At 64.3% G+C, this 17,240-nt stretch carries 18 protein-coding genes; 16 read left to right on the forward strand and 2 right to left on the reverse strand.

What is annotated here, in order from left to right; translation table 11 throughout:
* Positions 1–23: 23 nt before the first annotated feature.
* Complete coding sequence (locus CAG34_RS24005; RefSeq protein ID WP_085592823.1) at positions 24–716, reverse strand: alpha/beta family hydrolase; 693 nt, start codon at positions 714–716, stop codon at positions 24–26.
* A gap of 50 nt (positions 717–766) precedes the next feature.
* Here CAG34_RS24005 and ccoN (CAG34_RS24010) point away from each other — a divergent pair, with 50 nt between their 5' ends.
* From ccoN (CAG34_RS24010) to CAG34_RS24095, 16 genes are all read left to right on the forward strand, one after another.
* Positions 767–2,191, forward strand: a complete 1,425-nt coding sequence (ccoN, locus tag CAG34_RS24010) for a cytochrome-c oxidase, cbb3-type subunit I (protein ID WP_013973491.1) — start codon at positions 767–769, stop codon at positions 2,189–2,191.
* 13 nt (positions 2,192–2,204) lie between these two features.
* Positions 2,205–2,813 (forward strand): cytochrome-c oxidase, cbb3-type subunit II, encoded by a 609-nt coding sequence (gene ccoO, locus CAG34_RS24015; protein WP_013973492.1) that lies wholly within the window; start codon positions 2,205–2,207, stop codon positions 2,811–2,813.
* A gap of 5 nt (positions 2,814–2,818) precedes the next feature.
* A complete protein-coding gene (locus CAG34_RS24020) occupies positions 2,819–3,013 on the forward strand; it encodes a cbb3-type cytochrome c oxidase subunit 3 (protein WP_025340008.1) in 195 nt (64 codons plus the stop codon).
* Positions 3,010–3,951, forward strand: a complete 942-nt coding sequence (gene ccoP / locus CAG34_RS24025; protein WP_085592825.1) for a cytochrome-c oxidase, cbb3-type subunit III — start codon at positions 3,010–3,012, stop codon at positions 3,949–3,951. The genes CAG34_RS24020 and ccoP (CAG34_RS24025) overlap by 4 nt, the downstream gene beginning before the upstream one ends.
* 443 nt (positions 3,952–4,394) lie before the next feature.
* Positions 4,395–5,837, forward strand: a complete 1,443-nt coding sequence (gene ccoN, locus CAG34_RS24035) for a cytochrome-c oxidase, cbb3-type subunit I (RefSeq protein ID WP_015271137.1) — start codon at positions 4,395–4,397, stop codon at positions 5,835–5,837.
* A complete protein-coding gene (gene ccoO / locus CAG34_RS24040; protein ID WP_023381407.1) occupies positions 5,837–6,445 on the forward strand; it encodes a cytochrome-c oxidase, cbb3-type subunit II in 609 nt (202 codons plus the stop codon). Before ccoN (CAG34_RS24035) ends, ccoO (CAG34_RS24040) begins: the two co-directional genes overlap by 1 nt.
* Positions 6,446–6,450: 5 nt before the next feature.
* Positions 6,451–6,642 (forward strand): CcoQ/FixQ family Cbb3-type cytochrome c oxidase assembly chaperone, encoded by a 192-nt coding sequence (locus CAG34_RS24045; RefSeq protein WP_003259925.1) that lies wholly within the window; start codon positions 6,451–6,453, stop codon positions 6,640–6,642.
* Positions 6,639–7,616 carry a cytochrome-c oxidase, cbb3-type subunit III gene (gene ccoP / locus CAG34_RS24050; RefSeq protein ID WP_025340010.1) on the forward strand — a complete coding sequence of 326 codons (978 nt, stop codon included), beginning with the start codon at positions 6,639–6,641 and terminating at the stop codon, positions 7,614–7,616. Before CAG34_RS24045 ends, ccoP (CAG34_RS24050) begins: the two co-directional genes overlap by 4 nt.
* 321 nt (positions 7,617–7,937) lie before the next feature.
* The gene (gene ccoG / locus CAG34_RS24060) at positions 7,938–9,353 is read left to right on the forward strand and encodes a cytochrome c oxidase accessory protein CcoG (RefSeq protein WP_085592829.1); all 1,416 of its coding nucleotides are present in this window, start codon (positions 7,938–7,940) and stop codon (positions 9,351–9,353) included.
* Positions 9,354–9,368: 15 nt separating this feature from the next.
* Positions 9,369–9,896, forward strand: coding sequence for a FixH family protein (locus tag CAG34_RS24065; RefSeq protein WP_085592831.1), 528 nt, complete (start codon positions 9,369–9,371; stop codon positions 9,894–9,896).
* Between the two features lie 139 nt (positions 9,897–10,035).
* A complete protein-coding gene (locus CAG34_RS24070; RefSeq protein ID WP_085592833.1) occupies positions 10,036–12,510 on the forward strand; it encodes a heavy metal translocating P-type ATPase in 2,475 nt (824 codons plus the stop codon).
* The gene (gene ccoS / locus CAG34_RS24075) at positions 12,489–12,704 is read left to right on the forward strand and encodes a cbb3-type cytochrome oxidase assembly protein CcoS (protein WP_025340014.1); all 216 of its coding nucleotides are present in this window, start codon (positions 12,489–12,491) and stop codon (positions 12,702–12,704) included. Before CAG34_RS24070 ends, ccoS begins: the two co-directional genes overlap by 22 nt.
* Complete coding sequence (locus tag CAG34_RS24080; RefSeq protein ID WP_085592835.1) at positions 12,697–13,380, forward strand: sulfite exporter TauE/SafE family protein; 684 nt, start codon at positions 12,697–12,699, stop codon at positions 13,378–13,380. The genes ccoS and CAG34_RS24080 overlap by 8 nt, the downstream gene beginning before the upstream one ends.
* A 186-nt stretch (positions 13,381–13,566) precedes the next feature.
* Positions 13,567–14,949: an oxygen-independent coproporphyrinogen III oxidase gene (hemN, locus tag CAG34_RS24085; protein WP_025340016.1), complete on the forward strand. Its 1,383-nt coding sequence runs from the start codon at positions 13,567–13,569 to the stop codon at positions 14,947–14,949.
* A 184-nt stretch (positions 14,950–15,133) separates the two neighbouring features.
* Positions 15,134–15,868 (forward strand): Crp/Fnr family transcriptional regulator FnrA, encoded by a 735-nt coding sequence (gene fnrA, locus CAG34_RS24090; protein ID WP_015271145.1) that lies wholly within the window; start codon positions 15,134–15,136, stop codon positions 15,866–15,868.
* Positions 15,869–15,923: 55 nt separating this feature from the next.
* Entirely contained in the window at positions 15,924–16,472 is a 549-nt protein-coding gene (locus tag CAG34_RS24095) for an adenine phosphoribosyltransferase (RefSeq protein ID WP_009683910.1), read from the forward strand.
* A 135-nt stretch (positions 16,473–16,607) separates the two neighbouring features.
* Here the strand turns inward: CAG34_RS24095 and recR are convergent, their stop codons facing one another.
* Positions 16,608–17,210 (reverse strand): recombination mediator RecR, encoded by a 603-nt coding sequence (gene recR, locus CAG34_RS24100; RefSeq protein WP_003259670.1) that lies wholly within the window; start codon positions 17,208–17,210, stop codon positions 16,608–16,610.
* Positions 17,211–17,240: the final 30 nt, after the last annotated feature.

The following is a 17,240-nucleotide window of genomic DNA, read 5'->3' on the forward strand; positions in this document are numbered from 1 at the left end:
GCAAGCCCGTGAAGAATCCAGCACTAATCTTTCAGGAAAGCTGCAACCTTCTCAGCCGCCGCCTGCAAGTGCTGCTCATGGCTGAACCCCGAGGCCTTCAGCGGCTTCAGGTCATGGTCCCCCGCCACCAGCCAGCTCACCTCGATCGCCGGCGATAACGCATACCCTGCCACCGCCTCGCGGTTACCCAGCGCATCCCGCTCGCCCTGCACGATCAACGTCGGCGTCTTCAATTCGGCCAGGTGCTCGACCCGTGGCTTCTCCGGCTTGCCCACCGCATAGAACGGATAGCCCAGGCACACCAGTGCATCCGCTTCCAGTTCATCGGCCAGCAGGCTGGCCATGCGCCCGCCCATGGACTTGCCACCCACCGCCAGTTTGCCCGCGACCAAAGGTCGCACCTGCCGGTACACCTCGCGCCAGCATTCCAGCAACACCTTCTGCGGGTTCGGCGGCCGCTTGCCGCCGGCAACCCTGCGCGCGGCCATGTATGGGAACTCGAAGCGCACTACCGCTACCCCAAGCGCCGCAAGCCTTTGCGCCATTTCGTCCATGAACCCGCTGTCCATCGGCGCACCTGCGCCATGGGCCAGGATCAGGCAGCCCTTGTAGCCGTCCTTGCCCCGAACGTGCGGGGGATCGCAGCGCAAGCCTGGGACATTTCCGACCTTCGCCCATTGATCCCCGTCAATACCGGCACTTTGCCCATTAATCATGCTTGCCTCGCTGTAAAGCCTGCCAAATAACCGTGGATGGGAACCCATACATGAACACAACCAGCAGTACCGCCTATAACTACAAGGTGGTCCGCCAATTCGCCATCATGACGGTGGTGTGGGGAATCGTCGGGATGGGGCTCGGCGTCTTCATCGCCGCCCAGCTCGCCTGGCCTTCCCTCAACTTCGACCTCCCCTGGACCAGCTTCGGCCGCCTGCGCCCCCTGCATACCAATGCGGTGATCTTCGCCTTCGGCGGCTGTGCGCTGTTCGCCACCTCCTATTATTCGGTGCAACGCACCTGCCAGACCACCCTGTTCGCACCGGGCCTGGCCGCGTTCACCTTCTGGGGCTGGCAACTGGTGATCCTGCTGGCGGCCATCAGCCTGCCGCTGGGCTACACCAGCTCCAAGGAATACGCCGAACTGGAATGGCCGATCGACATCCTGATCACCATCGTCTGGGTGAGCTACGCCATCGTGTTCTTCGGCACGCTGATGAAGCGCAACACCAAGCACATCTACGTCGGTAACTGGTTCTTCGGCGGCTTCATCCTCACCGTGGCGATGCTGCACGTCGTCAACAACCTGGAACTGCCGGTCAGCCTGACCAAGTCCTACTCGGTCTATGCCGGCGCCACCGATGCCATGGTGCAGTGGTGGTACGGCCACAACGCCGTGGGCTTCTTCCTGACCGCGGGCTTCCTGGGGATGATGTACTACTACGTGCCCAAGCAGGCCGAACGCCCGGTGTATTCCTATCGCCTGTCGATCGTGCACTTCTGGGCGCTGATCACCCTGTACATCTGGGCCGGTCCGCACCACCTGCACTACACCGCCCTGCCCGACTGGGCACAGTCGCTGGGCATGGTGATGTCGCTGATCCTGCTGGCACCAAGCTGGGGCGGCATGATCAACGGCATGATGACCCTGTCCGGCGCCTGGCACAAACTGCGCAGCGACCCGATCCTGCGCTTCCTGGTGGTGTCGCTGGCGTTCTACGGCATGTCCACCTTCGAAGGCCCGATGATGGCCATCAAGACGGTCAACGCCCTGTCCCACTACACCGACTGGACCATCGGCCACGTGCACGCCGGCGCCCTCGGCTGGGTGGCGATGATCTCGATCGGCGCGCTGTACCACACCATCCCGAAAGTGTTCGGCAAGGAGCGCATGTACAGCATCGGCCTGATCAACGCGCACTTCTGGCTGGCCACCATCGGCACCGTGCTGTACATCGCCTCGATGTGGGTCAACGGCATCGCCCAGGGCCTGATGTGGCGCGCGGTCAACAGCGACGGCACGCTCACCTACTCGTTCGTGGAAACCCTGGTGGCCAGCCACCCAGGCTTCATCGTGCGCTTCGTCGGCGGTGCGATCTTCCTCAGCGGCATGTTCCTGATGGCCTGGAACACCTGGCGCACCGTGCGTTCGCCGGCGCTCGATGTCGCCCCTGCGAACGCCCAGCTGGCTTGAGGAGACCTGCCTGATGAAACATGAAGTCATCGAGAAAAACGTCGGCCTGCTGGCCCTGCTGATGGTGTTTGCCGTCAGCATCGGCGGCCTGACCCAGATCGTCCCGTTGTTCTTCCAGGACGTCACCAACAAGCCGGTGGAAGGCATGAAGCCCTACACCGCGCTACAGCTGGAAGGCCGCGATATCTACATCCGCGAAGGCTGCGTGGGCTGCCACTCGCAGATGATCCGCCCGTTCCGCGCCGAAACCGAGCGCTATGGCCACTACTCGGTGGCTGGTGAAAGCGTGTGGGACCACCCGTTCCTGTGGGGCTCCAAGCGCACCGGGCCGGACCTGGCCCGGGTCGGTGGCCGCTACTCGGACGACTGGCACCGTGCGCACCTGTACAACCCGCGCAACGTGGTACCGGAGTCGAAGATGCCGTCGTACCCATGGCTGGTCGCCCAGCAGGTCGACAACAGCCATACCGACACCAAGATGCGCACCCTGCGCACCCTGGGCGTGCCGTACACCGACGATGACATCGCCGGGGCCCGCGACGCGGTCAAGGGCAAGACCGAAATGGACGCCCTGGTCGCCTACCTGCAGGTGCTCGGCACCGCGATCAAGAACAAGAGGTGAATGCGATGGGAATGGACATCGGCATGATCCGCGGCCTGGGCACACTGGTGGTGATGATCGCCTTCATCGGCCTCACCCTGTGGGTATTCAACCGCCGCCGCGACCGTGATTTCGCCGAAGCGCGCCTGCTGCCCTTCGTCGACGACCGCCTGCCCTCTGCCGGACAGGCACCTGCTGCAAAAAGGAGTAACGGGCAATGACCACCTTCTGGAGTACGTACATCTGCGTACTGACCATCGGTAGCCTGATTGGCCTGACCTGGCTGCTGCTCGCCACCCGCAAGGGCCAGAGCAACAACACCACCGACCAGACCATGGGCCACAGCTTCGACGGCATCGAGGAATACGACAACCCGCTGCCCAAGTGGTGGTTCTGGCTGTTCGTCGGCACCCTGGTGTTCTCGGTCGGCTACCTGATCCTCTACCCGGGCCTGGGCAACTGGAAGGGCATCCTGCCGGGCTATGAAAATGGCTGGACCGGCGCCAACGAATGGCAGAAGGAAATGGACAAGGCCGACGCAAGATTCGGCCCGATCTTCGCCAAGTATGCTGCCATGCCCGTGGAAGAAGTGGCCAAGGACCCGCAGGCGCTGAAAATGGGCAGCCGCCTGTTCGCCTCGAACTGCTCGGTTTGCCATGGCTCGGACGCCAAGGGTGCCTATGGCTTCCCCAACCTCACCGACAAGGACTGGCGCTGGGGCGGCGAGGCGGAAACCATCAAGGCGTCGATCATGAATGGTCGCCACGGCGTGATGCCGGCCTGGGCCGAAGTGATCGGCGAGCAGGGCGTGGCGGATGTGGCCGCGTTCGTGCTCACCAACCTCGATGGCCGCAGCCTGCCGGAAGGGATCAAGGCCGACGCCGCCAAGGGCAAGGAAATCTTCGCCGGCAACTGCGTGGCCTGCCACGGGCCTGAAGGCAAGGGCACCCCGGCCATGGGCGCGCCAGACCTGACCCACCCGCAGGCGTTCATCTACGGTTCGAGCTTTGCCCAGCTGCAGCAGACCATTCGCTATGGTCGCCAGGGTCAGATGCCGGCGCAGGCGGAGATCCAGGGCAACGACAAGGTGCACCTGCTGGCGGCTTATGTGTATAGCCTGTCGCAGGATCAAGCTTCGCCAGACCTGACTGCCAAGTAACACCCATTCGCGGGCTCGCCCGCTCCCACAGGTTAACCACAGATTTCAAGCATTGTGGTGAACCTGTGGGAGCGGGCAAGCCCGCGAAGGGCTGCAAAGCAGCCCCTCTCCCCGCTCTACCCCTCCTTGCACCCCCTCCGAACACAACTAAGCTTGTTGCCTCAGTGGGCTTCGCTCCGAAAGGACTGAAGCAGACGCGGCGCGTAGCCTGTCGCCGTCCCGATAAAAAGCTTGACCGATCGATCAGAAAAAGGCGAAAAACGGTACACATTACAAATATTTATTTGTGTACAATCGTCCAGACCCGATCGCTGCGGGACATCAGTGAACGGGCTCGGGCACGGGTCGGCGTACCAAAGTTGCGTTGCGGTAACCCCGTTGGTTATCAATACTGGCGCCGATTTTTCGACCAACAAGAACATCAAAACCGTGGAACCTTAGCAATGAGCACAGCAATCAGTCCGACTGCTTATAACTATAAGGTCGTCCGCCAGTTCGCCATCATGACGGTGGTCTGGGGGATCCTTGGCATGGGCCTCGGCGTCTTCATCGCCTCGCAGCTGGTATGGCCGCAACTGAACCTGGACCTGCCCTGGACCAGCTTCGGTCGCCTGCGCCCGCTGCACACCAACCTGGTGATCTTCGCCTTCGGGGGCTGTGCGCTGTTCGGCACCAGCTACTACGTGGTGCAGCGCACCTGCCAGACCCGGCTGATCTCCGACAGCATGGCCGCCTTCACCTTCTGGGGTTGGCAGGCGGTGATCGTCGGGGCGCTGATCACCCTGCCGATGGGCTACACCACCACCAAGGAATACGCCGAGCTCGAGTGGCCGCTGGCGATCCTGCTGGCCATTGTGTGGGTCACCTACGGGCTGGTGTTCTTCGGCACCATCGTCAAGCGCAAGACCAAGCACATCTATGTCGGCAACTGGTTCTACGGCGCCTTCATCGTGGTTACGGCGATGCTGCACATCGTCAACCACATCTCGCTGCCGGTAAGCCTGTTCAAGTCGTACTCGGCCTACTCCGGCGCCACCGACGCGATGATCCAGTGGTGGTACGGCCACAACGCCGTGGGCTTCTTCCTCACCACCGGCTTCCTGGGGATGATGTACTACTTCGTACCCAAGCAGGCCGAACGCCCGATCTACTCGTATCGCCTGTCGATCGTGCACTTCTGGGCACTGATCACCCTGTACATCTGGGCCGGCCCGCACCACCTGCACTACACCGCCCTGCCTGACTGGGCACAGTCGCTGGGCATGGTCATGTCGATCATCCTGCTGGCGCCAAGCTGGGGCGGCATGATCAACGGCATGATGACCCTGTCCGGTGCCTGGCACAAACTGCGCACCGACCCGATCCTGCGCTTCCTGGTGGTGTCGCTGGCGTTCTACGGCATGTCCACCTTCGAAGGCCCGATGATGGCCATCAAGACCGTGAACTCGCTGTCGCACTACACCGACTGGACCATCGGCCACGTACACGCCGGCGCCCTCGGCTGGGTGGCGATGATCTCGATCGGCGCCGTGTACCACATGATCCCGCGCCTGTATGGCCGCGAGCAGATGCACAGCGTCGGCCTGATCAACGCGCACTTCTGGCTGGCTACCATCGGTACCGTGCTGTACATCGCCTCGATGTGGGTAAACGGCATCACCCAGGGCCTGATGTGGCGCGCCATCAACGATGATGGCACCCTCACCTACTCCTTCGTCGAAGCCCTGCAGGCCAGCCACCCTGGCTATATCGTCCGCGCCCTGGGCGGTGCGTTCTTCGCCACCGGCATGCTGCTGATGGCCTACAACGTGTTCCGTACCGTACGTGCCGCCAACCCGGCACAGGCTGAGGAAGCCGCCAAGATCGTCGTCGTGGGAGCGCACTGATGAAGCATGAAGCCGTCGAGAAGAACATAGGCCTGCTGGCCTTCTTCATGGTCATCGCCGTGAGCGTCGGTGGCCTGACCCAGATCGTCCCGCTGTTTTTCCAGGACGTCACCAACAAACCCGTGGAAGGCATGAAGCCGCGCACCGCGCTGGAACTTGAAGGCCGCGATATCTACATCCGCGAAGGCTGCGTGGGCTGCCACTCGCAGATGATCCGCCCGTTCCGTGCCGAAACCGAGCGCTACGGCCATTACTCGGTGGCCGGCGAGAGCGTGTGGGACCACCCGTTCCTGTGGGGCTCCAAGCGTACCGGGCCGGACCTGGCGCGGGTCGGTGGCCGCTACTCCGATGACTGGCACCGTGCGCACCTGTACAACCCGCGCAACGTGGTACCGGAATCGAAGATGCCGTCGTACCCGTGGCTGGTCGAGAACAAGCTCGACGGCAAGGACACCGCGAAGAAGATGGAAGTGCTGCGCACCCTCGGCGTGCCGTACACCGACGCCGACATCGCCGGGGCCCGCGACGCGGTCAAGGGCAAGACCGAAATGGACGCCATCGTCGCGTACCTGCAGGGTCTTGGCACCATCATCAAGAGCAAACGGTGACGCTGATGGATATCGGGATGATTCGCGGCCTGGGCACCGTCGTGGTGATGGTGGCCTTCGTGGGCCTGGCGCTGTGGGTGTTCAACCCACGGCGCAAGAAGGACTTCGACGAAGCGACCCAACTGCCCTTCGCGGATGACCCCGAAGCCAGCCGGCACGTCGAGCAAGCAAAAGCTTCTGGGAGCAAAAAACAATGACTACCTTCTGGAGTCTGTACGTTACCGTCCTGACCCTGGGCACCATCTTCTCGTTGACCTGGCTGCTGCTGTCGACCCGCAAGGGCCAGCGCGAAGAGGTCACCGACGAAACCGTCGGGCATGCCTTCGATGGCATCGAGGAGTACGACAACCCGCTGCCGAAATGGTGGTTCTGGCTGTTCGTCGGTACCATCGTCTTCGCCCTCGGCTACCTGGTGCTGTACCCGGGCCTGGGCAACTGGAAAGGCGTCCTGCCGGGCTACTCGTACCTGGATAACGACAAGCAGACCGAGTTTTCCAACGGCCAGCCGGGCTGGACCGGCGTGCACGAGTGGGAAAAGGAAATGGCCAAGGCCGACGCCCGCTTCGGGCCGATCTTCGCCAAGTTCGCCGCCATGCCCATCACCGAGGTGGCCAAGGACCCGCAGGCCCTGAAGATGGGCGCGCGGCTGTTCGCTTCCAACTGCTCGGTGTGCCACGGCTCCGACGCCAAGGGTGCCTTCGGCTTCCCCAACCTCACCGACAACGACTGGCGCTGGGGCGGCGAGCCAGACACCATCAAGACCACCATCATGGGCGGTCGCCACGGCGTGATGCCGGCCTGGGCCGAAGTGATCGGTGACCAGGGCGTGGCCGATGTGGCCGCGTTCGTGGTCAGCAAGCTCGATGGCCGCACCCTGCCAGAGGGCGTGAAGGCCGATGCCGAGAACGGGCAGAAGATCTTCGCCGCCAACTGCGTGGCCTGCCACGGGCCGGAGGGCAAGGGTACGCCAGCCATGGGCGCGCCGAACCTGACCCATCCGCAGGCGTTCATCTACGGTTCGAGCTTTGCCCAGTTGCAACAGACCATCCGCTACGGTCGCCAGGGGCAGATGCCGGCCCAGGAGCAGATGCAAGGGAATGACAAGGTGCACTTGCTGGCGGCTTATGTGTACAGCCTGTCGCAGCAGGCCGAACCGGCCAAGGCCGAGTAAGGCAGGCCTGGCCTCTTCGCGGGTAAACCCGCTCCCACAGGTACTGCGCTCGCCCAAGGGCCTGTGCGATCCCTGTGGGAGCGGGTTCACCCGCGAAGAGGCCGGCAAAGACACAGCATTTCTTGCAGGCTGATGACCTGGATCAATTGACACCCGCCATAACACGATTCATACCACGAACCCAACGCGACTAAAGGTCGCAGTGCAGCCCCATACTGCCATCAGCGGCGTATCATGGGCCGCAGAGCGCTAGCAGATTGCGCGAGACTGCGGCCGGCACGCACTGGCTGCGGCGTTTCTCCACTGCCGTGGGACTTGATGATGAGCAAGCAAATTCCGGTACATGACGTCACCCCGCCTGCCAACAAAGGGAAGGATTCCGTCGACCTCTACGCCTCCCGGGAAAAGATCTACACCCGTGCCTTCACCGGCCTGTTCCGACGCCTGCGCATGGTCGGCGGGGCTGTGCTGTTCCTGCTGTACTTCGGCACCGTATGGCTGAACTGGGGTGGCCACCAGGCCGTGTGGTGGAACCTGCCCGAGCGCAAGTTCTACATCTTCGGCGCCACCATCTGGCCGCAAGACTTCATCCTGCTTTCGGGCATCCTCATCGTGGCCGCCTTCGGCCTGTTCTTCATCACCGTGTTCGCCGGCCGGGTGTGGTGCGGCTACACCTGCCCGCAAAGCGTGTGGACCTGGATTTTCATGTGGTGCGAAAAGGTCACCGAGGGCGACCGCAACCAGCGCATGAAGCTCGACAAAGCCCCCATGAGCGGCAACAAGTTCCTGCGCAAGTTCGCCAAGCACAGCCTGTGGCTGCTGATCGGCTTCGTCACCGGCATGACCTTCGTCGGCTATTTCTCGCCGATCCGTGAACTGGCCACCGAATTCTTTACCGGCCAGGCCGACGGCTGGGCCTACTTCTGGGTCGGCTTCTTCACCCTCGCCACCTACGGCAACGCCGGCTGGCTGCGCGAGCAGGTGTGCGTGTACATGTGCCCCTACGCGCGCTTCCAGAGCGTGATGTTCGACAAGGACACGCTGATCGTTTCCTACGACCCGCGCCGTGGCGAAACCCGCGGCCCGCGCAAAAAAGACCTGGACTACAAGGCTGCGGGCCTGGGCGACTGCATCGACTGCACCATGTGCGTGCAGGTCTGCCCCACCGGCATCGACATCCGTGACGGCTTGCAGATCGAGTGCATCGGCTGCGCCGCGTGCATCGACGCCTGCGACAACATCATGGACAAGATGAACTACCCCAGGGGGCTGATCAGCTACACCACCGAACACAACCTGTCCGGGCAGAAGACCCACATGCTGCGCCCGCGCCTGATCGGCTATGCCGTGGTCCTGCTGGTGATGATGGTCGGCCTGGCCACCGCCTTCGCCACCCGTTCGCTGGTCGGTTTCGACGTGAGCAAGGACCGCGTGCTGTACCGCGAGAACGCCCAGGGCCGGATCGAGAACGTGTACAGCCTGAAAGTGATGAACAAGGACCAGCGTGACCACGTCTACGTGCTGGACGCCACCGGCCTGCCGGACCTGAAGCTTGAAGGCCAGCGCGAGATCCGCGTGGACGCTGGTGACATTGTCAGCCTGCCGGTGCAACTGTCGATCGCACCCGAGAAACTGCCGTCGACCACCAACGAAATCACCTTCATCCTCAAGAGCGCCGATGACAGCGACGCCCAGGTTGAAGCCAAGAGCCGCTTCATCGGCCCACAGATCCGCTGAGAGAGATAACCCACAATGCCTGCCACCGCCGCCAGCCCCTGGTACAAGCACCTCTGGCCCTGGATCATCATCGGCATCCTCGCCACCTCGGTGTGCCTGAGCCTGACCATGGTCAGCATCGCCGTGCACAACCCGGACAACCTGGTGAACGACAACTACTACGAGGCTGGCAAGGGCATCAATCGCTCGCTGGACCGAGAACTGCTGGCTCAGACGCTGGGCCTGAAGGCCGGCGTGCACCTGGACGAGCTGACCGGCGAAGTGGATGTGCGCCTGGCCGGCAACAGCGACCCGCAGAGCCTGGAGCTGAACCTGATTTCGCCAACCCAGCCGGAGAAAGACCGCAAGGTGCTGCTGAGCCGGGTCGAGGCAGGGCGCTATGTGGGGCAGCTGGAGGACAAGGTTGACGGGCGGCGCTTCGTCGAGCTGCTGGGTAGCGAAGGTGGCCAGGTTTGGCGCTTGTTCGAGGAAGAAAAGGTGGAGCATGGTGTGACCTTGCAGCTGGGTGATGAAGCGCTGCAAGGTGCCGAGCACCAGCAGTAGCAACACCGCTAATCCCTGTGGGAGCGGGCATGCCCGCGAATGCGATAACCCAGGCAACGGTGTTTTCAGGCCTGACGCTTTCGCGGGCATGCCCGCTCCCACAGGGTTTCATATCTGTCTGACCAGTCGTGCCTGCCTTATGACCCAGCCCACCCCCTGCTACCACTGCGCCCTGCCCGTCCCCTCCGGCAGCCGCTTCACCGCCGTGGTCCTCGGCCAGCCCCGGCAGTTCTGCTGCCCCGGCTGCCAGGCGGTGGCCGAGTCGATCGTCGCCGGTGGCCTGGAGCACTACTACCAGCACCGCAGCGACAACAGCGCCAACCCCGAGGCCCTGCCCAAGCAGCTACAGGACGAACTGGCCCTCTACGACCGCAGCGACGTTCAGCAAACCTTCGTTCGCCATGCTGGCGACCTGGCCGAAACCACCCTGCTGGTCGAAGGCATCAGCTGTGCCGCCTGCGGCTGGCTGATCGAAAAGCACCTGCGCAACCTGCCCGGCGTCGCCGAGGCGCGCCTGAACCTGTCCAACCACCGCCTGCTGCTGAACTGGCATGACCAGCAACTGCCGCTCTCGCGCCTGCTCGCCGAACTGCGCCAGATCGGCTACGCCGCCCACCCCTATCAGCCCGACCAGGCCGCCGAGCAACTGGCCCGCGAGAACCGCAGCGCCCTGCGCCGCCTGGGCGTGGCCGGGCTGCTGTGGTTCCAGGCGATGATGGCAACCATGGCCACCTGGCCGGAATTCAACATCGACCTGTCGCCCGAGCTGCACACCATCCTGCGCTGGGTGGCGCTGTTCCTCACCATCCCCATCGTGTTCTACAGCTGCGCACCGTTCTTCAAGGGCGCGGCACGCGACCTGCGTACCCGCCACCTGACCATGGACGTTTCGGTGTCGCTGGCCATTGGCCTGGCGTTCGGCGCCGGTATCTGGACCGCCATCACCGGCAGTGGCGAGCTGTATTTCGACACCGTGGGCATGTTCGCGCTGTTCCTGCTCACCGGCCGCTACCTGGAGCGCCGCGCCCGCGAACGCACCGCCGCGGCCACTGCGCAGCTGGTCAACCTGCTGCCGGCCTCGTGCCTGCGCCTGGACGCCGCCGGCCGCAGCGAGCGCATCCTGCTCAGCGAACTGCAGCGCGGTGACACGGTGCAGGTGCTGCCAGGCGCGGTAATCCCCGCCGACGGGCGCATCGTCGAAGGCCGCTCCAGCGTCGATGAATCGTTGCTGACCGGTGAATACCTGCCGCAACCACGACGGGTCGGCGAGCGGGTCACCGGCGGCACCCTGAACGTCGAAAGCACCCTGAACGTGGAAGTCGAAGCCCTCGGCCACGACTCGCGGTTGTCGGCCATCGTCCGCCTGCTGGAACGCGCCCAGACCGAAAAACCACGCCTGGCCGAAATCGCCGACCGGGCCTCGCGGTGGTTCCTGCTGTTCTCGCTGCTGGCCGCCGCGGCCATCGGCCTGTGGTGGTGGCACCTGGACCCGGCGCGGGCGTTCTGGATCGTGCTGGCCATGCTGGTAGCGACCTGCCCTTGCGCGCTGTCACTGGCCACGCCAACGGCGCTTACTGCAGCCACCGGCACCTTGCACAAGCTCGGCCTGCTGGTCACCCGTGGCCATGTGCTGGAAGGCCTGAACCAGATCGACACAGTGATTTTCGACAAGACCGGCACGCTGACCGAAGGCCGCCTGACCTTGCGCAGCATTCGCCCGCTCGGCAGCCTGCCCGCCGACCGCTGCCTGGCCCTGGCCGCAGCGCTGGAGAACCGCTCCGAACACCCCATCGCCCGTGCCTTCGGCCGCACCGCCACGCCTGCTGACGACGTGCAGACCGTGCCGGGCCTGGGCCTGGAGGGGCTGGTCGAAGGCAAGCGCCTGCGCATTGGCCAGGCCACCTTCGTCTGCGCCCTGAGCGGCGCGGAAATCCCCGGCGTGCCAGAGCCGCGCGGCCAGTGGCTGCTGCTGGGCGACCGTCAGGGCCCACTGGCCTGGTTCGGCCTGGACGACCGCCTGCGCGACGATGCCCCTGCCCTGCTGGCGGCCTGCAAGGCCCGTGGCTGGCGCACGCTGCTGCTGTCGGGCGACAGTTCGCCGATGGTTGCCGAAGTGGCCGCGCAGCTGGGCATCGACCAGGCCATCGGCGGCCTGCGCCCGGACGACAAACTGGACCGGCTGAAAGCACTGCAGGCGGCCGGGCGCAAGGTGCTGATGCTGGGTGACGGGGTCAACGACGTGCCGGTACTGGCCGCCGCCGACATCAGCATCGCCATGGGCAGCGCCACCGACCTGGCCAAGACCAGCGCCGACGCCGTGCTGCTGTCCAACCGCCTGCAGGCGCTGGTACAGGCCTTCGAGCTGGCCCGCCGCACCCGCCGCAACATCCTCGAGAACCTGCTGTGGGCGACCTTGTATAATGGCCTGATGTTGCCGTTCGCCGCGCTTGGCTGGATCACCCCGGTTTGGGCAGCCATCGGCATGTCGGTCAGTTCACTGATCGTGGTACTCAACGCCCTGCGCCTGACCCGCCTGCCCCTGCCATCGGGCCTGCCAGCGAACGAAGCGTCCTTGCCCGGGAGAAAGTCGTCATGCCCGCACTCTATGTCATGATTCCCGCAGCCCTGCTGCTGGTCGGCGTGGCCGTGTACATCTTCTTCTGGGCGGTGGACAGCGGCCAGTACGACGACCTGGAAAGCCCTGCCCACAGCATCCTGTTCGACGACCAGGACCCGCGCCACCAGGCGGCGGTGAAGCCTGACGACAACCAGGCCGACACCGACAAGGAACCCCCACCCCGTGCCTGACCTGCTGCCCCTGCTGGGCTCGGCGCTGATCCTCGGCCTGCTCGGCGGCGGCCACTGCCTGGGCATGTGCGGCGGCCTGATGGGTGCGCTGACCCTAGCCATACCACCCGAACAACGTGGCCGGCGCTTGCGCCTGCTGCTGGCGTACAACCTTGGGCGCATTCTCAGTTATGCCTGTGCCGGCCTGCTGCTGGGCCTGGCCGGCTGGGCCGTGGCCAGCAGCCCGGCGGCGCTGGCACTGCGGGTGGTGGCGGCGCTGCTGTTGATCGCCATGGGGTTGTACCTGGCCGGCTGGTGGAGCGGGCTGACCCGCATCGAGGCGCTGGGCCGGGGGCTGTGGCGGCATATCCAGCCGCTGGCGTCGCGCTTGCTGCCGGTGTCCAGCGTGCCTCGGGCGTTGTTGCTGGGGGCCTTGTGGGGGTGGTTGCCGTGCGGGTTGGTGTACAGCACCTTGCTGTGGGCGGCCAGCCAAGGCAATGCCGGGTACAGCGCGGCGCTGATGCTGGCTTTCGGCGTGGGGACTTGGCCGGTATTGCTGGCTACCGGATTAGCCGCGGAGCGAGTAAACATTTTGTTGAAAAGACGCAGTGTGCGGGCGGCTGGCGGAGTGCTGGTGATGCTGTTTGGTATCTGGACAATGCCTGGACCGCACCAGCATTGGTTGATGGGGCATTGATGGGGGCCGCTTTGCGACCCTTCGCGGGCATGCCCGCTCCCACAGGATCATGTGTACCCCTGTGGGAGCGGTCAAGCCCGCGAAGGGCTGCAGAGCAGCCCCAATGCCCTTGATACAAATCAACACAGATTCCTACAGACGGCCATAGACTCCGGGGCACTGCTGCTCTTTCCGGGGACCGCCCTCATGCTCGACGACCTTCGTTGGGATACCGACCTGATCCGCCGTTACGACCTGGCCGGACCACGCTACACCTCTTACCCGACCGCCGTGCAACTGCACAGCGAAGTGGGCTCGTTCGACCTGCTCCACGCCCTGCGCGAAAGCCGTCGGGCCGCGCGCCCGCTGTCGCTGTACGTGCATGTGCCGTTCTGCGCCAACATCTGCTACTACTGCGCCTGCAACAAGGTGATCACCAAGGACCGCGGCCGCGCTGCGCCCTACCTGCAGCGCCTGGAGCAGGAAATCCAGCTGATCGCCTGCCACCTCGACCCTAAACAGCGTGTCGAGCAGCTGCATTTCGGCGGCGGCACGCCAACTTTCCTCAGCCATGTGGAACTGCGCCAGCTGATGGCCACCCTGCGCCAGCACTTCCACCTGCTGGACGACGACTCCGGCGACTACGGCATCGAGATCGACCCGCGCGAAGCCGACTGGTCGACCATGGGCCTGCTCCGCGAGCTGGGCTTCAACCGCGTCAGCCTGGGCGTGCAGGACCTCGACCCGGCCGTGCAGCGCGCGGTAAACCGCCTGCAGAGCCTGGAGCAGACCCGCACCCTGATCGAAGCCGCGCGCACCCTGCAGTTCCGCTCGATCAATCTCGACCTGATCTACGGCCTGCCCAAGCAAACCCCGGAAGGCTTTGCCCGCACCGTCGAAGAAGTGATCCGCCTGCAACCCGACCGCCTGTCGGTGTTCAACTACGCGCACCTGCCCGAGCGCTTCATGCCGCAACGGCGCATCGACAGCAATGACCTGCCCAGCGCGGCCGCCAAGCTGGAGATGCTGCACGCCACCATCGACCAGCTGACCGCAGCCGGCTACCGCTACATCGGCATGGACCACTTCGCCCTGCCCGACGACGAGCTGGCCATCGCCCAGGAAGAAGGCACCCTGCAGCGCAACTTCCAGGGCTACACCACCCATGGGCACTGCGACCTGATCGGCCTGGGCGTATCGGCCATCAGCCAGATCGGCGACCTGTACTGCCAGAACAGCAGCGACCTCAACACCTATCAGGACAGCCTGTCCAACGCCCAGCTGGCCACCCAGCGCGGCCTGCTGTGCAATCACGACGACCGCATCCGCCGGGCAGTGATCCAGCAACTGATCTGCCATTTCGAGCTGGATTTCGAGCCGATCGAACAGGCCTTCACCATCGATTTTCGCGGCTACTTCAACGACCTCTGGCCAGAACTGCTGACCTTGCAGCGCGACGGCCTGATCCGCCTGGACGACAAAGGCATCCGCATCCTGCCGGCCGGCCGCCTGCTGGCGCGTTCGGTATGCATGGTGTTCGACGCCTACCTGGCGATGCACAACCGCCAGCGCTTCTCGCGGGTGATCTGAACCGAGTCGTTCAACCGCATGGACAAAGCTCCTTGCCAGGCACACCATGGGCACAGCGAAGGCCCCGGCGCACACCCGCCGGGGCCGGGCCAGCTCGCACCACAACAGCGCACGCTGGCCTACAACCTACGCCGTGAGTTACCCTTACGTCTTATGTGTGCTTTCCCACAAGGATCGAATGAAAATGTCCGAGCCAGTCAAACTGCGCCCACACAACCAGGCCCATTGCAAGGACTGCAGCCTGGCCCCCCTGTGCCTGCCTCTGTCGCTCAACCTGGAAGACATGGATGCACTGGATGAAATCGTCAAGCGTGGGCGGCCGTTGAAAAAAGGCGAGTTCCTGTTCCGCCAGGGCGACAATTTCGGCTCGGTCTACGCGGTACGTTCCGGCGCGTTGAAAACCTTCAGCCTCAGCGACAGCGGCGAAGAGCAGATCACCGGCTTCCACCTGCCCAGCGAGCTGGTCGGCCTGTCGGGCATGGACACCGAAGCCTACCCGGTGTCGGCCCAGGCCCAGGAAACCACCTCGGTGTGCGAAATCCCGTTCGAGCGCCTCGACGAGCTGTCGGTGCAGCTGCCGCAGCTACGCCGCCAGCTGATGCGGGTAATGAGCCGGGAAATCCGCGACGACCAGCAGATGATGCTGCTGCTGTCGAAAAAGACCGCTGACGAGCGTATTGCCACCTTCCTGGTCAACCTGTCGGCGCGCTTCCGCGCCCGCGGCTATTCGGCCAACCAGTTCCGCCTGAGCATGTCGCGCAACGAAATCGGCAACTACCTGGGCCTGGCGGTGGAAACCGTGTCGCGGGTGTTCACCCGCTTCCAGCAGAATGGCCTGATCCGTGCCGAAGGCAAGGAAGTGCACATTCTCGACCCGATCCAGCTGTGCGCGCTGGCCGGTGGCGCAATGGAGGCCTGAGGCCGGCGTTTAGCGGGTATACTTGGGCATTCGTTTTCCCAGGATACCCGCAACAATGCACAGCGACGCCTTCGACCTCAAAGCCCTGATCCGCCCGGTAGTGGACTTCCCCAAACCGGGCGTGATCTTCCGCGATATCACCCCGCTGTTCCAGTCGCCGCGCGGGCTGCGCTATGTGGCCGACCAGTTCATCGAACGCTATGTCGAAGCCGAGTTCAGCCACATCGGCGCCATGGACGCGCGGGGCTTCCTGATCGGCTCGATCATCGCCCACCAGCTGAACAAGCCACTGATCCTGTTCCGCAAGCAGGGCAAGCTACCGGCTGACGTGCTGAGCGAGGGTTACCAGACCGAGTATGGCGAAGCCTTCCTGGAAGTGCATGCCGACAGCCTGTGCGAAGGGGATTCGGTGTTGATCTTCGATGACCTGATTGCTACTGGCGGTACGCTGCTGGCAGCGGCCAACCTGGTGCGCCGGACCGGTGCGCAGGTGTTCGAGGCGGCGGCGATCATCGATCTGCCGGAGCTGGACGGGTCGCGCCGGCTGCAGGCTGCGGGTGTGCCGACCTTTTGCCTGACCGAGTTTTCGCTCAGCGAGTACTGAGTATTCGAGGGCGCTTTGCGCCCTATCGCCGGCAAGCCAGCTCCCACAAGTACGGCGCTGCCATCAGCCCTGCGGCAAACCTGTGGGAGCTGGCTTGCCGGCGATGGGCCGCAAAGCGGCCCCAACAATTCTCGATCAGAGCGAAATCGGCCGACGCCCCGCAAACGCATGGGCCAAGGTCCCACCATCCACCAGCTCCAGCTCGCCGCCCAGCGGCACGCCATGGGCAATCCGCGACGCCACCAGGCCCTTCTCGCTCAGCAACTGGGCAATGTAATGCGCCGTCGCCTCCCCTTCCACCGTCGGGTTGGTCGCCAGGATCACCTCGGTGAAGGTGCCCTGCTCCTCGATCCGCGCCATCAGTTGCGGAATCCCGATCGCCTCAGGCCCCAGCCCGTCCAGCGGCGACAAGTGGCCCTTGAGCACGAAGTAGCGGCCACGGTAGCCGGTCTGCTCCACTGCATACACATCGGTCGGCCCTTCGACCACACACAACTGGGTATCGTCACGGCGCGTGTCGGCGCATTGCGGGCAAAGCTCCTGTTCGGTCAGGGTGCGGCACTGACGGCAATGCCCAACCCCCTCCATGGCCTGGGTCAAGGCCTGGGCCAGGCGCAGGCCGCCGCTGCGGTCACGCTCGAGCAGTTGCAGGGCCATGCGCTGGGCGGTTTTCTGGCCGACACCCGGGAGAATACGCAGGGCATCGATCAGTTGGCGGATGAGAGGGCTGAAGCTCATGGGAAAGGCCTGACAAATCAATAAGAGGCG

Source organism: Pseudomonas sp. B14(2017) (assembly GCF_002113255.1).
GTDB lineage: Bacteria > Pseudomonadota > Gammaproteobacteria > Pseudomonadales > Pseudomonadaceae > Aquipseudomonas > Aquipseudomonas putida_Z.